At 69.6% G+C, this 17,261-nt stretch carries 18 protein-coding genes and 1 riboswitch; of the genes, 17 read left to right on the forward strand and 1 reads right to left on the reverse strand.

Annotated elements, in window-relative coordinates; all coding sequences use genetic code 11:
- Positions 1-9 precede the first annotated feature (9 nt).
- From fmt to ribD, 5 genes are read left to right on the forward strand one after another with little or no spacing between them, the layout of a single operon-like run.
- Positions 10-981: a methionyl-tRNA formyltransferase gene (gene fmt / locus nbrcactino_RS09760; protein ID WP_161927168.1), complete on the forward strand. Its 972-nt coding sequence runs from the start codon at positions 10-12 to the stop codon at positions 979-981.
- A complete protein-coding gene (locus nbrcactino_RS09765; protein ID WP_161927169.1) occupies positions 978-2,378 on the forward strand; it encodes an RsmB/NOP family class I SAM-dependent RNA methyltransferase in 1,401 nt (466 codons plus the stop codon). Before fmt ends, nbrcactino_RS09765 begins: the two co-directional genes overlap by 4 nt.
- Positions 2,379-2,393: 15 nt before the next feature.
- Positions 2,394-3,416 (forward strand): zinc-binding alcohol dehydrogenase family protein, encoded by a 1,023-nt coding sequence (locus tag nbrcactino_RS09770; protein WP_161927170.1) that lies wholly within the window; start codon positions 2,394-2,396, stop codon positions 3,414-3,416.
- 55 nt (positions 3,417-3,471) lie between these two features.
- On the forward strand, positions 3,472-4,164 hold the full coding sequence (rpe, locus tag nbrcactino_RS09775) for a ribulose-phosphate 3-epimerase (RefSeq protein ID WP_161927171.1): 693 nt from the start codon (positions 3,472-3,474) through the stop codon (positions 4,162-4,164).
- Positions 4,165-4,173: 9 nt separating this feature from the next.
- Complete coding sequence (ribD, locus tag nbrcactino_RS09780) at positions 4,174-5,196, forward strand: bifunctional diaminohydroxyphosphoribosylaminopyrimidine deaminase/5-amino-6-(5-phosphoribosylamino)uracil reductase RibD (protein WP_161927172.1); 1,023 nt, start codon at positions 4,174-4,176, stop codon at positions 5,194-5,196.
- Here ribD and nbrcactino_RS09785 read toward each other — a convergent pair.
- Positions 5,193-5,435, reverse strand: a complete 243-nt coding sequence (locus tag nbrcactino_RS09785) for a LapA family protein (protein ID WP_161927173.1) — start codon at positions 5,433-5,435, stop codon at positions 5,193-5,195. The two genes, ribD and nbrcactino_RS09785, sit on opposite strands and share 4 nt — an antisense overlap.
- Positions 5,436-5,552: 117 nt before the next feature.
- Positions 5,553-5,701: riboswitch (FMN riboswitch) on the forward strand.
- 128 nt (positions 5,702-5,829) lie between these two features.
- Here nbrcactino_RS09785 and nbrcactino_RS09790 point away from each other — a divergent pair.
- The 12 genes from nbrcactino_RS09790 (at position 5,830) to secG (ending at position 17,231) form a co-directional block, all read left to right on the forward strand.
- Positions 5,830-6,450: a riboflavin synthase gene (locus nbrcactino_RS09790; protein ID WP_161927174.1), complete on the forward strand. Its 621-nt coding sequence runs from the start codon at positions 5,830-5,832 to the stop codon at positions 6,448-6,450.
- Positions 6,443-7,765, forward strand: a complete 1,323-nt coding sequence (locus nbrcactino_RS09795; protein ID WP_161927175.1) for a bifunctional 3,4-dihydroxy-2-butanone-4-phosphate synthase/GTP cyclohydrolase II — start codon at positions 6,443-6,445, stop codon at positions 7,763-7,765. Before nbrcactino_RS09790 ends, nbrcactino_RS09795 begins: the two co-directional genes overlap by 8 nt.
- Entirely contained in the window at positions 7,762-8,232 is a 471-nt protein-coding gene (gene ribH / locus nbrcactino_RS09800) for a 6,7-dimethyl-8-ribityllumazine synthase (RefSeq protein WP_161927176.1), read from the forward strand. Before nbrcactino_RS09795 ends, ribH begins: the two co-directional genes overlap by 4 nt.
- Positions 8,229-8,795 (forward strand): PH domain-containing protein, encoded by a 567-nt coding sequence (locus nbrcactino_RS09805; RefSeq protein WP_161927177.1) that lies wholly within the window; start codon positions 8,229-8,231, stop codon positions 8,793-8,795. The genes ribH and nbrcactino_RS09805 overlap by 4 nt, the downstream gene beginning before the upstream one ends.
- Positions 8,796-8,805: 10 nt before the next feature.
- Positions 8,806-10,758 carry an excinuclease ABC subunit UvrC gene (gene uvrC / locus nbrcactino_RS09810; protein WP_161927178.1) on the forward strand — a complete coding sequence of 651 codons (1,953 nt, stop codon included), beginning with the start codon at positions 8,806-8,808 and terminating at the stop codon, positions 10,756-10,758.
- The gene (gene rapZ / locus nbrcactino_RS09815) at positions 10,751-11,632 is read left to right on the forward strand and encodes an RNase adapter RapZ (RefSeq protein ID WP_161927179.1); all 882 of its coding nucleotides are present in this window, start codon (positions 10,751-10,753) and stop codon (positions 11,630-11,632) included. Before uvrC ends, rapZ begins: the two co-directional genes overlap by 8 nt.
- A complete protein-coding gene (locus nbrcactino_RS09820; protein ID WP_161927180.1) occupies positions 11,629-12,675 on the forward strand; it encodes a gluconeogenesis factor YvcK family protein in 1,047 nt (348 codons plus the stop codon). The genes rapZ and nbrcactino_RS09820 overlap by 4 nt, the downstream gene beginning before the upstream one ends.
- 46 nt (positions 12,676-12,721) lie before the next feature.
- Positions 12,722-13,699, forward strand: a complete 978-nt coding sequence (gene whiA / locus nbrcactino_RS09825) for a DNA-binding protein WhiA (protein ID WP_186343371.1) — start codon at positions 12,722-12,724, stop codon at positions 13,697-13,699.
- A 106-nt stretch (positions 13,700-13,805) separates the two neighbouring features.
- Entirely contained in the window at positions 13,806-14,825 is a 1,020-nt protein-coding gene (gene gap / locus nbrcactino_RS09830) for a type I glyceraldehyde-3-phosphate dehydrogenase (protein WP_161927182.1), read from the forward strand.
- Positions 14,826-14,860: 35 nt separating this feature from the next.
- Positions 14,861-16,075 (forward strand): phosphoglycerate kinase, encoded by a 1,215-nt coding sequence (locus nbrcactino_RS09835; RefSeq protein ID WP_161927183.1) that lies wholly within the window; start codon positions 14,861-14,863, stop codon positions 16,073-16,075.
- 3 nt (positions 16,076-16,078) lie between these two features.
- Positions 16,079-16,870 carry a triose-phosphate isomerase gene (gene tpiA, locus nbrcactino_RS09840; protein WP_161927184.1) on the forward strand — a complete coding sequence of 264 codons (792 nt, stop codon included), beginning with the start codon at positions 16,079-16,081 and terminating at the stop codon, positions 16,868-16,870.
- A gap of 124 nt (positions 16,871-16,994) precedes the next feature.
- A complete protein-coding gene (secG, locus tag nbrcactino_RS09845) occupies positions 16,995-17,231 on the forward strand; it encodes a preprotein translocase subunit SecG (RefSeq protein ID WP_161927699.1) in 237 nt (78 codons plus the stop codon).
- The last annotated feature ends 30 nt before the right edge of the window (positions 17,232-17,261 follow it).

Here is a 17,261-nt window from a genome sequence, read left to right on the forward strand (position 1 = left end):
ATTGACCGAATGCGCGTCCTCTTTGCCGGCACGCCCGCTGCCGCGGTGCCCTCGCTCAGTGCTCTGCACGAGTCACCCGACCACGAGGTCGTCGGGGTGCTGTCACGTCCCGATGCGGTCTCGGGCCGCGGCCGCAAGGTCAGCCGCAGCGAGGTGGCGCGGCGAGCCGACGAACTGGGCATCGAGGTATTCACCCCGGAGCGACTCGTCGAGGGCGGTCAGGTCGTTGCCGAGGTCCAGGAGCAGCTGGCGCGCTGGGCGCCGGACTGTGCCGCCGTGGTGGCATACGGCGCGCTGATCCCGCCGGCGCTGCTCGTCCTCCCGGCCCACGGCTGGATCAACCTGCACTTCTCGCTGCTGCCGGCGTGGCGCGGTGCCGGGCCGGTCCAGGCTGCTATCGCCGCCGGTGACACGGTGACCGGTGCGAGTACCTTCCAACTCGAGGCCGGTCTGGACACCGGACCGGTCTACGGCACCCTCACCACCGATATCGGGCCCACCGACACCAGCGGCGAGTTGTTGGGCCGCCTGGCCGATTCCGGCGCCCGACTGCTCGTGGCCACGCTCGACGGCATCGAGGCCGGGGAACTCGCCCCGGTTGCCCAACCCGAGCACGACGTGTCGTATGCGCCGAAGATCACCGTCGACGACGCCCGCATCGTCTGGGACCGCCCGGCGCACATCGTCGACCGGCTGATCCGCGCGCACACCCCGGATCCGGGAGCGTGGGCCCTCCTCGAGGCCGGCGGCGCACAGACCCGGCTGCGCGTCGGGCCGTTGCGCCGCAATGTCGCGGGCGAACCGGCGGCACCGGCGTCGCTGCGCCCGGGGGAGGTGGTGGCGGCGAAGAAGGCCGTTTACGTCGGCACCGCGGACGAGGTGGTCGCACTCACCTGGGTGATTCCACCGGGAAAGAAGCAGATGCCCGCCGCCGACTGGGCGCGGGGTGCGCGACTCGATGCAGAGACGGTGCTGCGATGAACGACCGCCGGTCGAACCGCAAGTTCCGCGACAAGCCCATCGACCAGGTGCGCACCACCGCGCTGGAGGTGCTGCGCGCAGTCCGGGAACGCGATGCGTACGCCAACCTGCTGCTGCCCTCGCTGTTGCGCGAGCGGCGCCTCGGCGGACGCGACGCCGCCCTGGCGACGGAACTGACCTACGGCACCGCACGGGCGCAGGGATTGCTCGACGCCGTGATCACCGACGCGGCCGGTCGGCCGGTCGGCGAGATCGACCCCAGACTGCTGGATGTCCTGCGGCTCGGCGCGTACCAGTTGTTGCGGACCCGCATCGAGCCGCATGCCGCCGTGTCGACCTCGGTGGACCTGGTCCGCGCCGAGGACGGCCAGGGGCCCGCCGGGTTCGTCAACGCCGTCCTGCGCAAGATCTCCCAGCGCGACGAACAGCTGTGGATCGACGATCTCGCGCCCTCGATCGTCGACGACCCGATCGGCCACCTGGCGTTCAGCTATGCGCATCCACGATGGATCGCCGAGGTCTTCGCGGAGGCGTTGGGCGGTTCGGTCGGCTCGCTGCAGGCGGCGCTGGCGGCCGACGACGCCCGTCCGCCGGTGCACCTCGTGGCCCGGCCGGGGCAGATCAGCGCGGCGGAACTCGCCCTGGTGTCCGGTGGCACCGAAGGCCGGTTGTCGCCCTACTGCGTGTATCTGCCCGGTGGCGATCCCGGCCGGCTCGAGGTGGTCCGCGAAGGATTGGCCGGCGTGCAGGACGAGGGCAGCCAGCTCGTCGCCCTCGCGCTGGCGAGGGCGACGCTCGACGGGCCCGACGAGGGCCGCTGGCTCGACCTGTGTGCCGGCCCGGGGGGCAAAGCGGCCCTGCTCGGCTCACTCGCCGAGATCGCCGGCGCCCACCTGGATGCGGTAGAGATCTCCGAGCACCGGGCGGACCTGATCCGCTCGGTCACCGCGGACCTCCCCGTCGAGGTCTACGTCGCCGACGGACGCGATCCGGGCTTGGCCCCCGGCTATGACCGCGTGCTGGTCGACGCGCCGTGCAGCGGCCTCGGCTCGCTGCGCCGCCGGCCCGAGGCCCGCTGGCGCCGCCGGCCCTCCGACGTCGACGAACTGCTGCCGTTGCAGCGGGATCTGCTCACCTCCGCGTTGGCGCTGGTGCGGCCGGGGGGAGCGGTCGTCTACTCGACGTGTTCCCCGCACCCGGCGGAGACGACCGGCGTGGTGGAAGCGGTTTGCGCGGCCACCGGTGCCGAATTCGTGGACGCACGCGGATTCGTCCAGACCGAGGGACTGGACTTCCCGGCCCTCGGACCGGGTCCGCATGTCCAGCTGTGGCCGCACCTGCACGGCACCGATGCGATGTTCCTCGCGGTCCTGCGCCGCCCCGCCCAGCTGTCATAGGCCTAGCCTGGACCCATGCGCGCATGGGTAGTCGGTGAACCCGGGCCGATCGACGCCGGTCCCGTCGAATTGGTCGACAAGCCGATGCCCGCCCCGGCACCCGACGAACTGTTGGTGCGGGTCCGCGCCTGCGGGGTGTGTCGCACCGACCTGCACGTCGCCGAAGGCGATCTGCCCGTCCACCGTCCATCGGTGACTCCCGGCCACGAGGTGGTCGGCGAGGTGGTGGGAACCGGCTCTCTGGTGGTCGGATTCTCGCTGGGGGATCGGGTCGGGATCGCCTGGCTCCACCGGACCGACGGGACGTGCCGCTACTGCCGCGGGGGCGCGGAGAACCTCTGCCCGCACTCCACGTACACCGGGTGGGACGTCGACGGCGGATACGCCGAGTTCGCCACCGTGGTGGCGGACTACGCCTACCGGCTGCCGGACGCGCTCGACGATGTGGCCGCCGCGCCCCTGCTCTGTGCCGGGATCATCGGCTACCGCGCACTCAAACGCACGTCGCTGCTGGACGGTCCGGCACCGGCCGACCATCCGAAGCGCCTCGGGCTCTACGGATTCGGGGGCAGCGCCCACCTGTGCGCGCAGTTGGCCATCGCCCTGGGGATCGAAGTCCACGTCCTCACCCGCGGGGAACAGTCGCGTCGACTGGCTCTCGATCTCGGGGCGGCCTCGGTCGGCGATGCCCGCGACGCGCCGCCGGTGGCCCTCGATGCCGCCATCACCTTCGCCCCGGTCGGCGACCTCGTGCCGATCGCGATGCGGGCACTCGACCGCGGCGGTGTGCTGTCGATCGCGGGGATCCACCTCAGCGACATTCCGCCGATGGACTACGAGCACGAATTGTTCTACGAGAAGGAGATCCGCTCGGTCACCGCGAACACCCGTGCCGACGGGCGGGAGTTCTTGGAGCTGGCAGTCCGCCACGGGATCCGGGCCACCACCCATCGCTATCGGCTCTGTGAAGCCGACCGCGCGCTGCGCGATTTGAAGGCCGGCCGGTTCGACGGCGCGGCCGTCCTGGTGCCCGACTGATCGGTCGCGGTCCCGGTGCCGTGAAACCGCGCCTGCGACACATACAATCGTGGCCATGTGCCGACCCAGCGCCCCGATGATCGCTCCGTCCATCCTTTCGGCCGATTTCGCCAATCTGGCGGCCGAGACGCGTGCCGTCGAGGGCTCCGACTGGTTGCACGTCGACGTGATGGACGCCCACTTCGTGCCGAACCTGACCCTGGGCCTGCCCGTGGTGGAGAGCCTCCTCAAGGCCACCGACATCCCGATGGACTGCCATCTGATGATCGAGGACCCGCGGCGCTGGGCACCCCCGTACGCCGAAGCCGGTGCGTACAACGTCACTTTTCACGCCGAGGCCACCGATGATCCGCGCGCGGTTGCCCGCGACATCCGCGCCGCCGGGGCGAAGGCCGGCCTGGCGATCAAGCCGGGCACCGACCTGACGCCCTACCTGGAGATCCTCCGCGACGTCGACACCCTGCTGGTGATGAGCGTCGAACCCGGCTTCGGCGGCCAGCGGTTCATCCCCGAGGTGCTGTCCAAGGTCCGTACCGTGCGCAACCTCGTCGACGCCGGTGAGCTGAGCGTCCTCGTGGAGATCGACGGGGGGATCAACGCCGACACGATCGAAGAAGCCGCCGAGGCCGGCGTGGACTGCTTCGTCGCCGGCTCCGCGGTGTACAGCGCCGACGATCCCGGTCGGGCGGTCGCCGCACTGCGGGCACAGGCCGCCGCGTTCTGGCCGACGGCGGTCGAAGCCGAGTAGGGCCGCACCATGGTCGCCGACGCGGTACTACTCGACGCGATGTCGCGCGCGATTGCGGAGTCGCGGTCCGCGGCGGGCGTCTCCTCGCCGAATCCGCCGGTGGGCGCGGTGATCATCGGCGAGCGGGGCGACGTGATCGCCGTCGGGAGCACCCGCCCGCCCGGCGGCCCCCACGCGGAGGTCGTGGCACTCGAGGCGGCCGGCGAAGCCGCGCGCGGCGCCACCGCCGTCGTCACGCTGGAACCGTGCAACCACACCGGGCGCACCGGACCCTGCGCCCGGGCACTCATCGACGCCGGCGTGGCCCGCGTGGTTTATGCGGTCGCCGACCCCAACCCGGCGGCCGCCGGTGGTGCCGACACCCTGCGCGAGGCGGGGATCGAGGTGGTCTCCGGGGTCGGCGCCGCTGACGTCGTGGACGGGCCGCTGCGGGGTTGGCTGCACCGGCAGCGCACCGGCCGCCCGCTGGTCATCGCCAAGATCGCCGCCACCGTCGACGGCCGTGTCGCGGCGACCGACGGCACCAGCCAATGGATCACCGGGGACGCCGCACGGGAAGACGCCCACCTGGTCCGATCCGGACTAGACGCGATCATCGTCGGCACCGGCACGGTCCTCGCCGACGATCCGTCGCTGACCGCCCGGGACCCCGACGGCGTCCTGCGCCCGCACCAGCCGATCCGCGTGGTGATGGGCCACCGGGACATCCCCGGTTCGGCCCGGATCCGCGACGACTCGGCGCCCACCAGGTTCATCGACTCGCATGACCCGGCCGCCGTCCTCGCGGCGCTGCCCGACGCCCTCGTCGTCCTCGTCGAAGGCGGTCCGTCGATCCTCGGTGCCTTCTTCGCCGCCGACCTGGTCGATGAGGTGCACGCCTACCTCGCGCCGGTCATCCTCGGTGCCGGTGCGAATGCCGTGGCGGACCTCGGAGTCTCGACGCTGGCGCAGGCGCACCGGTTCGCCACCGTCGCCGTCACACGGCTCGGTGACGATGTGCGCCTGACCCTGCGTCGGGGGAGTACGGCCTAGTCGCGGCCGTTGCCCCGTTTCACGAAGAGCCCGATGAGCAGGCCGAGCACGGCGGCGACCGTCAGGGCGAGCCACAGCGCGATATCCACGGTGAAGAAGAGGAAGTTCACCCGCGCGGTCGAGCGGTTCAGGGCGATGAAGGTGATGGCGATGATCGTCACAGCCAAGGGAAACCAGTGTTTGCGCAGCAGGTTGAGGGCGGACTGTCCGAAGCTGTTGTTCTTCGCAGGTGTCGTCATGCCGCTCAGCATCGCACAGCCCTAGCGCACCGAGCGGGCGGATCGGAAGTCCAGATCCGGTTAGATCCAACGTGGTCGCGGCTTCGAACCGACGCCCGATGCGTGCTACTTTCGTAAGAGAGTTCTCGGGGCAGGGTGAGATTCCCTACCGGCGGTGATACCGATTCTTTCGGTCGAGCCCGCGAGCGCCCGCCACAGCAGCGGGGTCAGCAGATCCGGTGTGATTCCGGAGCCGACGGTCATAGTCCGGATGTGAGAGAACCCGCGGCACCGTGCTTTGCACGGGCCGCCGTCGGCGCCCTCGCGCCCCTGCCCCAAACGACTCTGCGCGCAATGCGTGTGCCGAACACTCGGCGCGCCACGCGGGCACGACGGGAGTAGGAGAGGAGTCGACGTGTTCACCGGAATCGTCGAAGAGCGCGGCACGATCACCGCGAAGGACGAGCTGGCCGAAGCCGCACGGCTGACGGTCCGCGGGCCGACGGTCACCAGCGACGCCGCATTCGGCGATTCGATCGCCGTCAACGGGGTCTGCTTGACCGTCACCGAGTTGACCGACGACGGCGGGTTCACCGTCGACGTGATGGCCGAGACGCTGCGCCGCAGCTCGTTGGCCGATCTCGGCGTAGGGGCAACGGTCAACCTCGAGCGGGCGATGCGCGCCGATGGGCGCTTCGGCGGACACATCGTGCAGGGCCACGTCGACGGCGTCGGCACGATCGCCGCGATTTCCCCGACCCCGAACTGGACCGTCATCCGCATCGTGCTGCCGCCGGCGTTGAGCCGGTACGTCGTGGAAAAGGGGTCGATCACCGTCGACGGGGTGTCGTTGACGGTCTCGGGCGTCGGGCACGACGACGGCGGGTCGTGGTTCGAGATCTCCCTCATCCCGACGACCCTCGAGCACACCAACCTGGGGCAGGCGCAGGTCGGCAACCCGGTGAACCTGGAGGCCGACGTGATCGCGAAATACGTGGAGCGGCTGACCGCGGCAGGAGGCAAGGACAATGACTGAGACCAGTGAGCCGATCCGGTTCGACACCGTCGAGCGGGCGATCGCCGACATCAAGGCCGGCAAAGCCGTCGTGGTCGTCGACGACGAGGACCGCGAGAACGAGGGCGACCTGATCTTCGCCGCGGAGATGGCGACGCCCGAACTCGTCGCGTTCATGGTGCGCTACACCTCCGGCTACCTGTGTGTGCCGCTGGCCGGAGACGACTGCGACCGACTCGGCCTGCCACCGATGTACTCCACCAACCAGGACAAGCACGGCACCGCATACACGGTCACCGTCGACGCGCGCGAGGGCATCGGCACCGGTATCAGTGCCTCGGACCGGGCCACCACGATGCGTCTGCTTGCCGACCCGGAGAGCCGCGCCGCCGACTTCACCCGCCCCGGCCACGTCGTGCCGTTGCGGGCCAAGGACGGCGGGGTGTTGCGCCGCCCCGGCCACACCGAGGCCGCCGTCGATCTGGCGACCCTGGCCGGGCTCGCGCCGGCCGGTGTCATCTGCGAGATCGTCAGCCAGAAGGACGAGGGGGCGATGGCCCAGGGCGAGGAACTGCGGGTCTTCGCCGACGACCACGGCCTGGCCATGATCTCCATCGCCGATCTGATCGCCTGGCGCCGCCGCAACGAGAAGCACGTCATCCGCGTCGCCGATGCCCGGATCCCGACCGTGCACGGGACGTTCCGCGCGGTCGGCTACACCTCACCGTTCGACGACGCCGAGCACGTCGCGCTGGTGATGGGCGACATCGAAGCCGACAACGGCGACGACGTCTTGGTCCGGGTGCATTCGGAATGCCTCACCGGCGACGTGTTCGGCTCCCTGCGGTGTGATTGTGGGCCACAGCTCGACGCGGCCATGCGCATGGTTGCCGAGGAGGGCCGCGGCATCGTGCTGTACATGCGCGGCCACGAGGGGCGCGGGATCGGGTTGCTGCACAAGCTGCAGGCCTACCAGCTCCAGGACGCGGGCGAGGACACCGTCGATGCGAACCTGTCCTTGGGCCTGCCGGCCGACGCCCGCGACTACGGCATCGGCGCGCAGATCCTCGTCGACCTCGGCGTGCGCTCGATGCGGTTGCTGACCAACAACCCGGCCAAGCGGGTCGGCCTGGACGGTTACGGCCTCACGATCATCGAGCGGGTGGCCATGCCGGTGCGGGCCAACAAGGAGAACCTGCGGTACCTGCGCACGAAGCGGGATCGGATGGGTCACGTCCTGGAAGGTCTCGACGAGTATGACCTGGACTTGCCCGACGGGCTGCCGCCGGTGACAGGATTGACCGCGGACGTCGCCGAAGGAGGAGACCGGGCATGAGTGGATACGGGGAACCGACGCTGGACCTCCAGCGCGCCGATGAGGTGCGGCTGGCAATCGTCGCGTCGCAGTGGCACGAGCAGATCTGCACGGCGCTGCTCAACGGTGCCACCGGGGCGGCCACCGCCGCCGGCGTCGCCGACTTGACGATCATCCGCGTCGCGGGGGCCATCGAGCTGCCCGTCATTGCGCAGGCACTGGCCCGCCACCACGACGCCGTGGTGGCGCTCGGCGTCGTCATCCGCGGCGAGACCCGGCACTTCGACTACGTCTGCGACGCGGTGACCGCCGGACTGACCCGGGTGTCCCTGGACGAATCGACTCCCATCGGCAACGGGGTGCTCACCGTCGACACCGAGGCGCAGGCTTTGGCCCGCGCCGGGCTGCCCGAATCCAGTGAGGACAAGGGGGCGCAGGCAGTCAACGCCGCCATCGCCTCGGCCCTCATCCTGCGTTCGTTGCGATGACCGAGACCACCCCCGCCTGGGACTTCGTCTACCGGCCTCGCCGCCTGGTGTGGTGGAGCTGCGCGGCGATCATCGTCGTGCTGATCATCCACGCCGTCTTCGCCTATCTCCTGACCAAGTCGCACATCGTGGTTTTCGGCCACACCATCACCTTCGGCGACAACGGCGTCCGCAACATCGGCTCCACCGACCAGTGGTCCATCTTGGCCATCGGCGTGCTCATCTCGTGCGGCATCGCCCTGCTGACCCGTCCGCGGGTCCGGGTCGGCGCCGCCGGTGTCGGGGTGCGGAACCTGGTGGGGGAGCGGGTCTTCGGCTGGGACGAGGTCGTCGGCGTGACCTATCCCGAGCGGGGGTCGTCGGCGTGGTTGGAGTTCCCGCTGGACGAGCACGTGCCCATCCTGGCGATCCGCGTCGGCGACGGCCTGCGCGCGGTCGAGGCGATGGAGCGGGTGCGCGACCTGCAAGACCGATACCGTCCGGCCGATACGCCGGGGAAGACTCCGCCGGAGGACGGGCGGACCGCGTTCGGCGGCACCGAGGATGTCCGTGCGGGCGACTAACGTGTAATACGTGCCTGATCCCTCTGTCTACCGACCCGCGCCCGGGTCGATCCCCACCGATCCGGGGGTATACAAGTTCCGGGATCCGCATGGCCGCGTCATCTACGTCGGCAAGGCCAAGAATCTCCGTTCCCGCCTCACGTCGTACTTCGCCGACATCGCGTCGCTGCACCCGCGCACCCAGCAGATGGTCACCACCGCGGCATCGGTGGAATGGACCGTGGTGGGCACCGAGGTCGAGGCGCTTCAGCTGGAATACAACTGGATCAAGGAGTTCGACCCGCGGTTCAACGTCCGCTACCGCGACGACAAGTCCTATCCGATGCTGGCGGTCACCCTCAACGAGGAGTACCCCCGGCTGCACGTCTACCGCGGGCCACGGCGCAAGGGCGTGCGCTACTTCGGCCCGTATTCGCACGCGTGGGCCATCCGGGAGACGGTGGACCTGTTGACCCGCGTGTTCCCCGCGCGCACCTGTTCGGCCGGTGTCTTCAAGCGGCACAACCAGATGGGCCGCCCCTGCCTGCTCGGGTACATCGACAAGTGCTCGGCCCCGTGTATCGGCCGGGTGAGCGCGGCCGAGCACCGGGAGATCGTCGACGACTTCTGCGACTTCCTCGCCGGGCGCACCGACAAGATGATCGCCGACGTCGAGAACCAGATGCGCGCGGCCGCTGACGATTTGGACTTCGAACGAGCCGCCCGGCTGCGTGACGACGTCACCGCCTTGCGCCGCGCCATGGAGAAGCAGACCGTCGTCCTCGGCGACGGTACCGACGCCGACGTCGTCGCCATGGTCGGCGACGAATTGGAAACCTCGGTCCAGGTGTTCCAGGTGCGCGACGGCCGCGTCCGCGGCCAGCGCGGGTGGGTCGTGGAACGCCCCGACGACGACTCGCTCGGGGCGCAGGTCGAGCAGTTCCTCACCCAGTTCTACGGCGCCCAGGCCGACCAGGATGCGACCGTCGCCGTCTCGGCGAGCCGCGAGATGGCCGAGTCCGTTCCGCGGGAGGTCCTGGTTCCCGAACTGCCCGAGGATGCCGCGGAATTGACCGAGTGGCTCTCCGCGCTGCGCGGCTCCCGGGTGAACCTGCGGGTCCCGCAACGCGGCGACAAGCGCGATCTGCTGGAGACCGTGGAGCGCAACGCGTCGGAGGCACTCGCGCTGCACAAGCTGCGCCGGGCCGGTGACCTCACCTCACGGTCGGCCGCACTGACCGAGATCCAGGAATACCTGGGGATGGACTCGGCGCCACTGCGCATCGAATGTGTCGACATCTCGCACGTCCAGGGAACCGACGTCGTCGCCTCCCTCGTCGTGTTCGAGGACGGGCTGCCGCGGAAGTCGGACTACCGGCACTACTCGATCAAGGAGGCTGCCGGCGACGGGCACTCCGACGACGTCGCCTCGATCGCCGAGGTGACCCGGCGCCGGTTCCTCCGGCACCGGGCCGACGCCGAGCAGCCCGAGGCGCTCGACCCGCAGACCGGCCGTCCCCGCAAGTTCGCCTATCCGCCCAATCTTTTCGTCGTCGACGGCGGTGCACCCCAAACCCACGCCGCCGCAGCGGTTCTCGACGAACTCGGGATCACCGATGTGACGGTGGTCGGATTGGCCAAGCGGATGGAGGAGATCTGGGCGCCCGGCGACGACGAGCCGATCATCATGCCGCGGACGAGCGAGGGGCTGTTCCTGCTGCAGCGGGTGCGCGACGAGGCGCACCGGTTCGCGATCACCTTCCACCGCAGCAAGCGCAGCAAACGCATGACCAGTTCCGCGCTCGACGCCATCCCCGGACTCGGTCCGACCCGCCGCACGGCGCTGGTCACCGCCTTCGGCTCGGTGGCCAACCTGCGCGCGGCGAGTGTCGCGGACATCGCGGCCGTCCCCGGAATCGGTCCAACAACGGCAAAGACGGTCCACGAGGCCCTGGCAGTGAGTAGACAGGAGAACGATGGCTGAGATCACGGTTGTCTTCATCGCGGGCATGTCGGGTGCCGGGCGGTCGGCGGCTGCTGACGTGTTCGAGGACGAAGGCTGGTACGTCGCCGACAACGTCCCGGTATCGCTCATCGGGAAGCTCGTCGAACTGGCGCGCACCGGCGGCGACCAGACCTCTCGGCTGGCGATGGTGGTGCGCGGCGCCGATGAGCATTTCGGTACCGAATTGGCCCAGTTGCGCGCCGACTTGGAGTCCGACGGCGCCTCGGTGTGGCAGGTCTTCCTCGACGCCTCCGATGACGCGTTGGTACGCCGGTTCGAACAGGTGCGGCGGCGCCACCCACTGCAAACCGACGACACCCTCGTCGAGGCGATCGGCCGTGAGCGCGAGTACCTCTCGGGGGTGAAGGCGCAATCCGACCTCGTGATCGACACCTCGTCGTTGTCGGTCGCCCGGCTGCGCGAGGTACTGGCCAATGCCTCGGAGGACACCGAACACCCGGCCAGCCTGTCGGTGTCGATCCAGTCCTTCGGATTCAAATACGGGGTGCCGATCGACTCCGATCTGGTCACCGATGTGCGCTTCCTGCCCAACCCGTACTGGGAGCCGGAACTGCGCGCGCTGAACGGCACCGACGCACCGGTGCGCGACTACGTGTTGAGCCAGGAGGGGGCCGACGAGTTCGCCCGTCTCTATGCCGACATCATCCGGCTCGTCGCCGACGGCTATTTGCGCGAGGGCAAGCGCTACATGAGCGTGGGCATCGGCTGCACCGGCGGTAAGCACCGCAGCGTCGCGATGGTTCAGGAGCTGGCGCGGCGCCTCGCCGAGGGCGGCGACGACGACCCCACCTTCGACGTGCGGGTGATGCACCGGGATCTGGGGCGCGAATGAGCGGCCCGGCGGCAGACGGCCCGGCCGGCCCGCGAATCGTCGCACTCGGCGGCGGACACGGCCTCTACGCGACCCTGACCGCGATGCGCTTTCTCAGCCCAGAGGTCACCGCCATCGTGACGGTGGCCGACGACGGCGGATCGTCGGGCCGGCTGCGCGGCGAACTCGACCTGATTCCGCCGGGAGACCTGCGGATGGCGCTCGCGGCGCTGCTGGTGGCACCCACGGCGTTGGCCGACAAACCTGCTGCCGCGGCCGAGGAGGCCCAACTCTGGGGCGCACTGTTGCAACACCGGTTCGGCGGTCACGGGGCGCTGGCCGGCCATCCCATCGGCAACCTGCTGCTCGTCGGGCTGACCGAGTTGCTGGGCGATCCGATCGAGGCATTGGACCATCTGCGCCGGTTGTTCGACGTCACCGGGCGGGTGTTGCCCATGTCGACGGTGCCCCTGGTCATCGAGGCCGATGTGACCGGCCTCGAAGCCGATCCTCGGCTGAGCCGGGCAATTCTCGGCCAGGTGGCCGTGGCCACCACCCCCGGCAAGGTGCGCCGGGTGCGCCTGCTGCCGGACCGCGCGCCGGCGAGTCCGGAGGCCTGCTCGGCCATCGAGGATGCCGACCTCGTCGTGCTCGGGCCGGGCTCCTGGTTCTCCAGCGTGATCCCGCACGTTTTGGTGCCTGATCAGCTCGACGCGCTTATTTCGACATCCGCACGTAAGATGCTGATCGTCAATCTTGCGCCGGAGCCGGGCGAGACCCCCGGCTTCTCGGTAGAACGCCATCTGCACGTGCTGCACGCACACGCAGACCGGCTCCGCATCGACGACGTCCTCGTCGACGAGCGCTCGGTTCCGGCCGGGCGGGAGCGCGACCACCTGGCACGGGCAGCGGCGCTGTTCGGAGCCGACTTGCACCTGGGGGAGCTCGCAGTTCCCGGGAGGCACGTCCACGACCCGGAACGGGTCGCGCGGGCGGTCGCCGGATTGATGGACGATAAGCCGCTTCCGGTACAAACCGACGGGAAGCACGGGAGATTGTCATAGTGGGCGCGAAGGATTATTCGTGAATGGAGGAATGTCACCGGTGGCGATGACAGCGGCGGTCAAGGACGAGCTCAGTCGGCTCACTGTGACCCAGGTGAGCTGCCGGCGGGCAGAGGTGTCGGCCCTGCTGCGTTTCGCAGGGGGCCTGCACATCGTCGCCGGTCGGGTCGTCGTCGAAGCCGAGCTCGACACCGGCAACGTCGCCCGCCGCCTGCGGCGCGAGATCCACGATCTCTACGGGTATCCGTCCGACGTGCACGTGCTGCGCAGCGGCGGTATCCGCAAGGGGGCCCGCTACATCGTCCGTGTCGTCAAGGACGGTGAGGCGCTGGCCCGTCAGACCGGACTGCTCGACCAGCGCGGGCGACCGGTCCGCGGATTGCCCGCGATGGTCGTCGGCGGCAGCGTCGCCGATGCCGAAGCCGCCTGGCGCGGCGCGTTTTTGGCGCACGGTTCCCTGACCGAGCCGGGCCGCTCCTCGGCGCTGGAGGTCAGTTGTCCCGGGCCCGAGGCGGCGCTCGCGCTCGTGGGGGCCGCCCGACGGCTGGGCGTCACCGCCAAGGCGCGCGAGGTGCGGGGCGGCGACCGGGTCGTCATCCGCGACGGCGAGGCCATCGGCGCGCTGCTGACCCGGATGGGCGCCCAAGACACGCGGTTGGACTGGGAAGAGCGGCGGATGCGGCGCGAGGTGCGCGCGACGGCCAACCGGCTGGCCAACTTCGACGACGCCAACCTCCGCCGGTCGGCCCGGGCCGCGGTCGCCGCGGCCGCGCGCGTCGAGCGGGCCCTGGAGATCCTCGGCGACGAGGTACCCGATCACCTCATCGCCGCGGGTCAACTCCGCGTCACCCACCGCCAGGCCTCGTTGGAGGAGTTGGGCAAGCTCGCCGACCCGCCGATGACCAAGGATGCCGTCGCCGGGCGCATCCGGCGCCTGCTCTCGATGGCCGACAAGAAGGCCCGGACCGACGGGATCCCGGACACCGAATCGGTGGTCACCTCCGATCTGCTCGACGAGGCATAGCCCCCCGAGACTGGCCGGTGAGCACCGACTACGCTGAGATACGAGACCGTCAGACCGTCCACCCGGCGCGACATCACACCGCGCCGACCCACAAAGGAGAAAGCACGTGACTGTTCGCGTAGGCGTCAACGGATTCGGCCGAATCGGCCGTAACTTCTTCCGCGCCGTCGAGGCGCAGAAGGCCCTCGGCACCACCGATATCGAGATCGTCGCCGTCAACGACCTCACCGACAACGCCACGCTGGCCCACCTGCTGAAGTTCGACTCCATCCTCGGCCGCCTGCCGCAGGACGTGAGCCTGGAGGGCGAGGACACCATCGTCGTCGGCGACCAGAAGATCAAGGCCCTCGAGGTCAAGGAGGGCCCGGCGGCCATTCCGTGGGGCGATCTCGGCGTCGACGTCGTCGTGGAGTCGACCGGCATCTTCACCGCGCGCGCCAAGGCCCAGGGCCACCTGGACGCGGGTGCCAAGAAGGTCATCATCTCCGCGCCGGCCTCCGACGAGGACATCACCATCGTGATGGGCGTGAACGACGACCAGTACGACGGCAGCCAGAACATCATCTCCAACGCGTCGTGCACCACCAACTGCCTCGGCCCGCTGGCCAAGGTCCTCAACGACGAGTTCGGCATCGTCAAGGGCCTGATGACCACCATCCACGCCTACACGCAGGACCAGAACCTGCAGGACGGCCCGCACAAGGATCTGCGCCGCGCCCGCGCCGCCGCGATCAACATCGTGCCGACCTCCACCGGTGCGGCCAAGGCCATCGGCCTGGTCCTGCCCGAGCTCAAGGGCAAGCTCGACGGCTACGCGCTGCGCGTGCCGATCCCCACCGGCTCGGTGACCGACCTCACCGCGAACCTGGCCAAGAAGGCCACCGCCGAGGAGATCAACGCCGCCCTCAAGGCCGCCGCCGAGGGTCCGCTCAAGGGCATCCTGAAGTACTACGACGCGCCGATCGTCTCCAGCGACATCGTCACCGACCCGCACAGCTCGCTGTTCGACGCCGACCTGACCAAGGTCATCGACGACCAGGCGAAGGTCGTGTCCTGGTACGACAACGAGTGGGGCTACTCCAACCGCCTGGTCGACCTCATCGGCCTCGTCGGCAAGTCGCTCTAACCACCCTTCGCACGCGGATCCTAAGGAGTACACGCATGGCCGTGCCCACCCTCGAAGACCTGCTGGAGACCGGGGTTTCCGGGCGCAACGTTCTGGTGCGCTCGGACCTCAACGTCCCGCTCGACGACGACGGCAACATCACCGACCCCGGTCGGATCGTGGCCTCGGCGCCGACGATCCGCAAGCTCGCGGAAGCGGGTGCCGGCGTCATCGTGACCGCTCACCTGGGGCGCCCGAAAGGCGAACCCGACCCGAAGCTGTCGTTGGCGCCGGTGGCGCAGCGACTCGGGGAGGAGCTGGGCCGCAACGTCCAGCTCGCGGCCGATGTGGTGGGCACGGACGCGCTGGCCCGGGCCGAAGGCCTGACCGACGGCGATGTGCTGCTGCTGGAGAACATCCGTTTCGACCCGCGGGAGACCAGCAAGGACGAGGCGCAGCGGGCCAAGCTGGCCGCGGCGCTGGCCGAGCTGACCGGACCCGACGGCGCATTCGTCTCCGACGGTTTCGGGGTGGTGCACCGCGAGCAGGCCTCGGTGTACGACGTGGCCAAGCTGTTGCCGCACTACGCCGGTGACCTGGTGGCCGCCGAGGTCGAGGTCCTGTCGCGGCTGACCGAGGATCCGGCCCGCCCCTACGCGGTCGTCCTCGGTGGTTCGAAGGTCTCGGACAAGCTCGGCGTCATCGAGGCCCTCGCACCCAAGGTCGACACCCTGGTGATCGGCGGCGGCATGGCGTTCACCTTCCTGGCCGCCCAGGGGCTGCCGGTCGGCACCTCGCTGCTGCAGGAAGACCAGATCGACGTCTGCAAGGGCCTGCTCGAACGGTTCGGCGACGTGATCCGCCTGCCGGTCGACGTGGTGGTCGCCGACAAGTTCGCCGCCGACGCCGAGGCCAAGACGGTGGCGTCCGACGCGATCCCGGACGGCTGGATGGGCCTGGACATCGGACCGGAGTCGGTGAAGCGGTTCGCCGCGGCGTTGTCGGAGGCCAAGACGATCTTCTGGAACGGCCCGTCGGGCGTGTTCGAGTTCGAGAAGTTCGCGGCCGGCACCAAGGGCGTCGCCGAGGCGATTGCGGCCACGACCGCCGGTGGTGCGTTCACCGTGGTCGGCGGTGGTGACTCGGCGGCCGCCGTGCGCGTGCTCGGGATTCCCGACGACAACTTCTCGCACATCTCGACCGGCGGGGGAGCCTCGCTGGAATACTTGGAGGGCAAGAAGCTGCCCGGTCTCACCGTGCTGGAGGCGTAACCCGTGTCGACCAACCGCAAGCCGCTGATCGCCGGCAACTGGAAGATGAACATGACGCACCTCGAGGCGATCGCCTTGGTGCAGAACATCGACTTCCGGCTGCCGAACAAGTATTTCGACAAGGTCGATGTGACGGTGATCCCGCCGTTCACCGACATCCGCAGCGTGCAGACCATCGTCGACGGTGACAAGCTCTTGCTCACCTACGGCGCGCAGGACCTGTCCGCGCACGACTCGGGTGCGTACACCGGCGAGATCAGCGGGGCGTTCCTCGCCAAGCTCGGCTGCACCTACGTGGTGGTCGGGCACTCGGAGCGGCGCACCTACCACGACGAGACCAACGAGGTCGTCGTCGCCAAGACCAAGGCGGCGTTGCGGCACGAACTCACCCCGATCGTCTGCATCGGCGAGGGGCTCGAGGTGCGCGAGGCCGGCGAGCACATCGCCTACAACACCGAGCAGCTCAAGGGCTCGCTCGCAGGATTGAGCGCCGAGGAGATCGCGAAGACCGTGATCGCCTACGAGCCGGTGTGGGCCATCGGTACCGGCCGGGTGGCCAGCGCCGACGACGCCCAGGAGGTGTGTGCGGCGGTCCGTGCGACCATCGTCGAACTCGCCGGCGACGCGGTCGCCGACAAGATCCGCATCCTGTACGGCGGTTCGGTGAACGCCAAGAACATCGGCGACCTGATCGCGCAGGCCGACGTCGACGGCGCCCTCGTCGGCGGTGCCTCGCTCAAGGCCGAGGAATTCGCCACCCTGTCGGCGATCGCCGCCGGCGGACCACTGCCCTGATCCGCGACCGGCGGGGCGCTGCCCTGGGCGGCGCCCGCCGTCGCGTACACTTTTCGGTGGCCGTAACGGCGCCGACTCCACCGCCTCGGCGTTGCCGAACAGCAAGAGCAAGGACCTGACCACCGTGAAACTCGCACTCGAGATCGGAATCCTCGTCACCAGCGTGCTGCTGGTGGTGCTGGTGCTGCTGCACCGCGGCAAGGGTGGTGGCCTGTCGTCCCTGTTCGGTGGCGGTGTGCAGTCGAGCCTCTCGGGTTCGAGCGTGGTGGAGCGGAACCTCGACCGGATGACCATCCTCGTCGGCCTGCTCTGGGTGATCCTGATCATCGGCATGGAGTTGTACATCAAGCTGTCGGCCTGAGTCCGATTCCACTCGGGTCGCCGGTTCACC

It is taken from the genome of Gordonia crocea (assembly GCF_009932435.1).
Classification (GTDB): Bacteria; Actinomycetota; Actinomycetes; order Mycobacteriales; family Mycobacteriaceae; genus Gordonia; species Gordonia crocea.

Coding starts and splice junctions, on each gene's coding strand:
- fmt (WP_161927168.1), top strand. CDS start 10: ATGCGCGTCCTCTTTGCCGGCACGCCCGCTGCCGCGGTGCCCTCGCTC.
- nbrcactino_RS09765 (WP_161927169.1), top strand. CDS start 978: ATGAACGACCGCCGGTCGAACCGCAAGTTCCGCGACAAGCCCATCGAC.
- nbrcactino_RS09770 (WP_161927170.1), top strand. CDS start 2,394: ATGCGCGCATGGGTAGTCGGTGAACCCGGGCCGATCGACGCCGGTCCC.
- rpe (WP_161927171.1), top strand. CDS start 3,472: ATGTGCCGACCCAGCGCCCCGATGATCGCTCCGTCCATCCTTTCGGCC.
- ribD (WP_161927172.1), top strand. CDS start 4,174: ATGGTCGCCGACGCGGTACTACTCGACGCGATGTCGCGCGCGATTGCG.
- nbrcactino_RS09785 (WP_161927173.1), bottom strand. CDS start 5,435: ATGACGACACCTGCGAAGAACAACAGCTTCGGACAGTCCGCCCTCAAC.
- nbrcactino_RS09795 (WP_161927175.1), top strand. CDS start 6,443: ATGACTGAGACCAGTGAGCCGATCCGGTTCGACACCGTCGAGCGGGCG.
- ribH (WP_161927176.1), top strand. CDS start 7,762: ATGAGTGGATACGGGGAACCGACGCTGGACCTCCAGCGCGCCGATGAG.
- nbrcactino_RS09805 (WP_161927177.1), top strand. CDS start 8,229: ATGACCGAGACCACCCCCGCCTGGGACTTCGTCTACCGGCCTCGCCGC.
- rapZ (WP_161927179.1), top strand. CDS start 10,751: ATGGCTGAGATCACGGTTGTCTTCATCGCGGGCATGTCGGGTGCCGGG.
- nbrcactino_RS09820 (WP_161927180.1), top strand. CDS start 11,629: ATGAGCGGCCCGGCGGCAGACGGCCCGGCCGGCCCGCGAATCGTCGCA.
- whiA (WP_186343371.1), top strand. CDS start 12,722: ATGACAGCGGCGGTCAAGGACGAGCTCAGTCGGCTCACTGTGACCCAG.
- nbrcactino_RS09835 (WP_161927183.1), top strand. CDS start 14,861: ATGGCCGTGCCCACCCTCGAAGACCTGCTGGAGACCGGGGTTTCCGGG.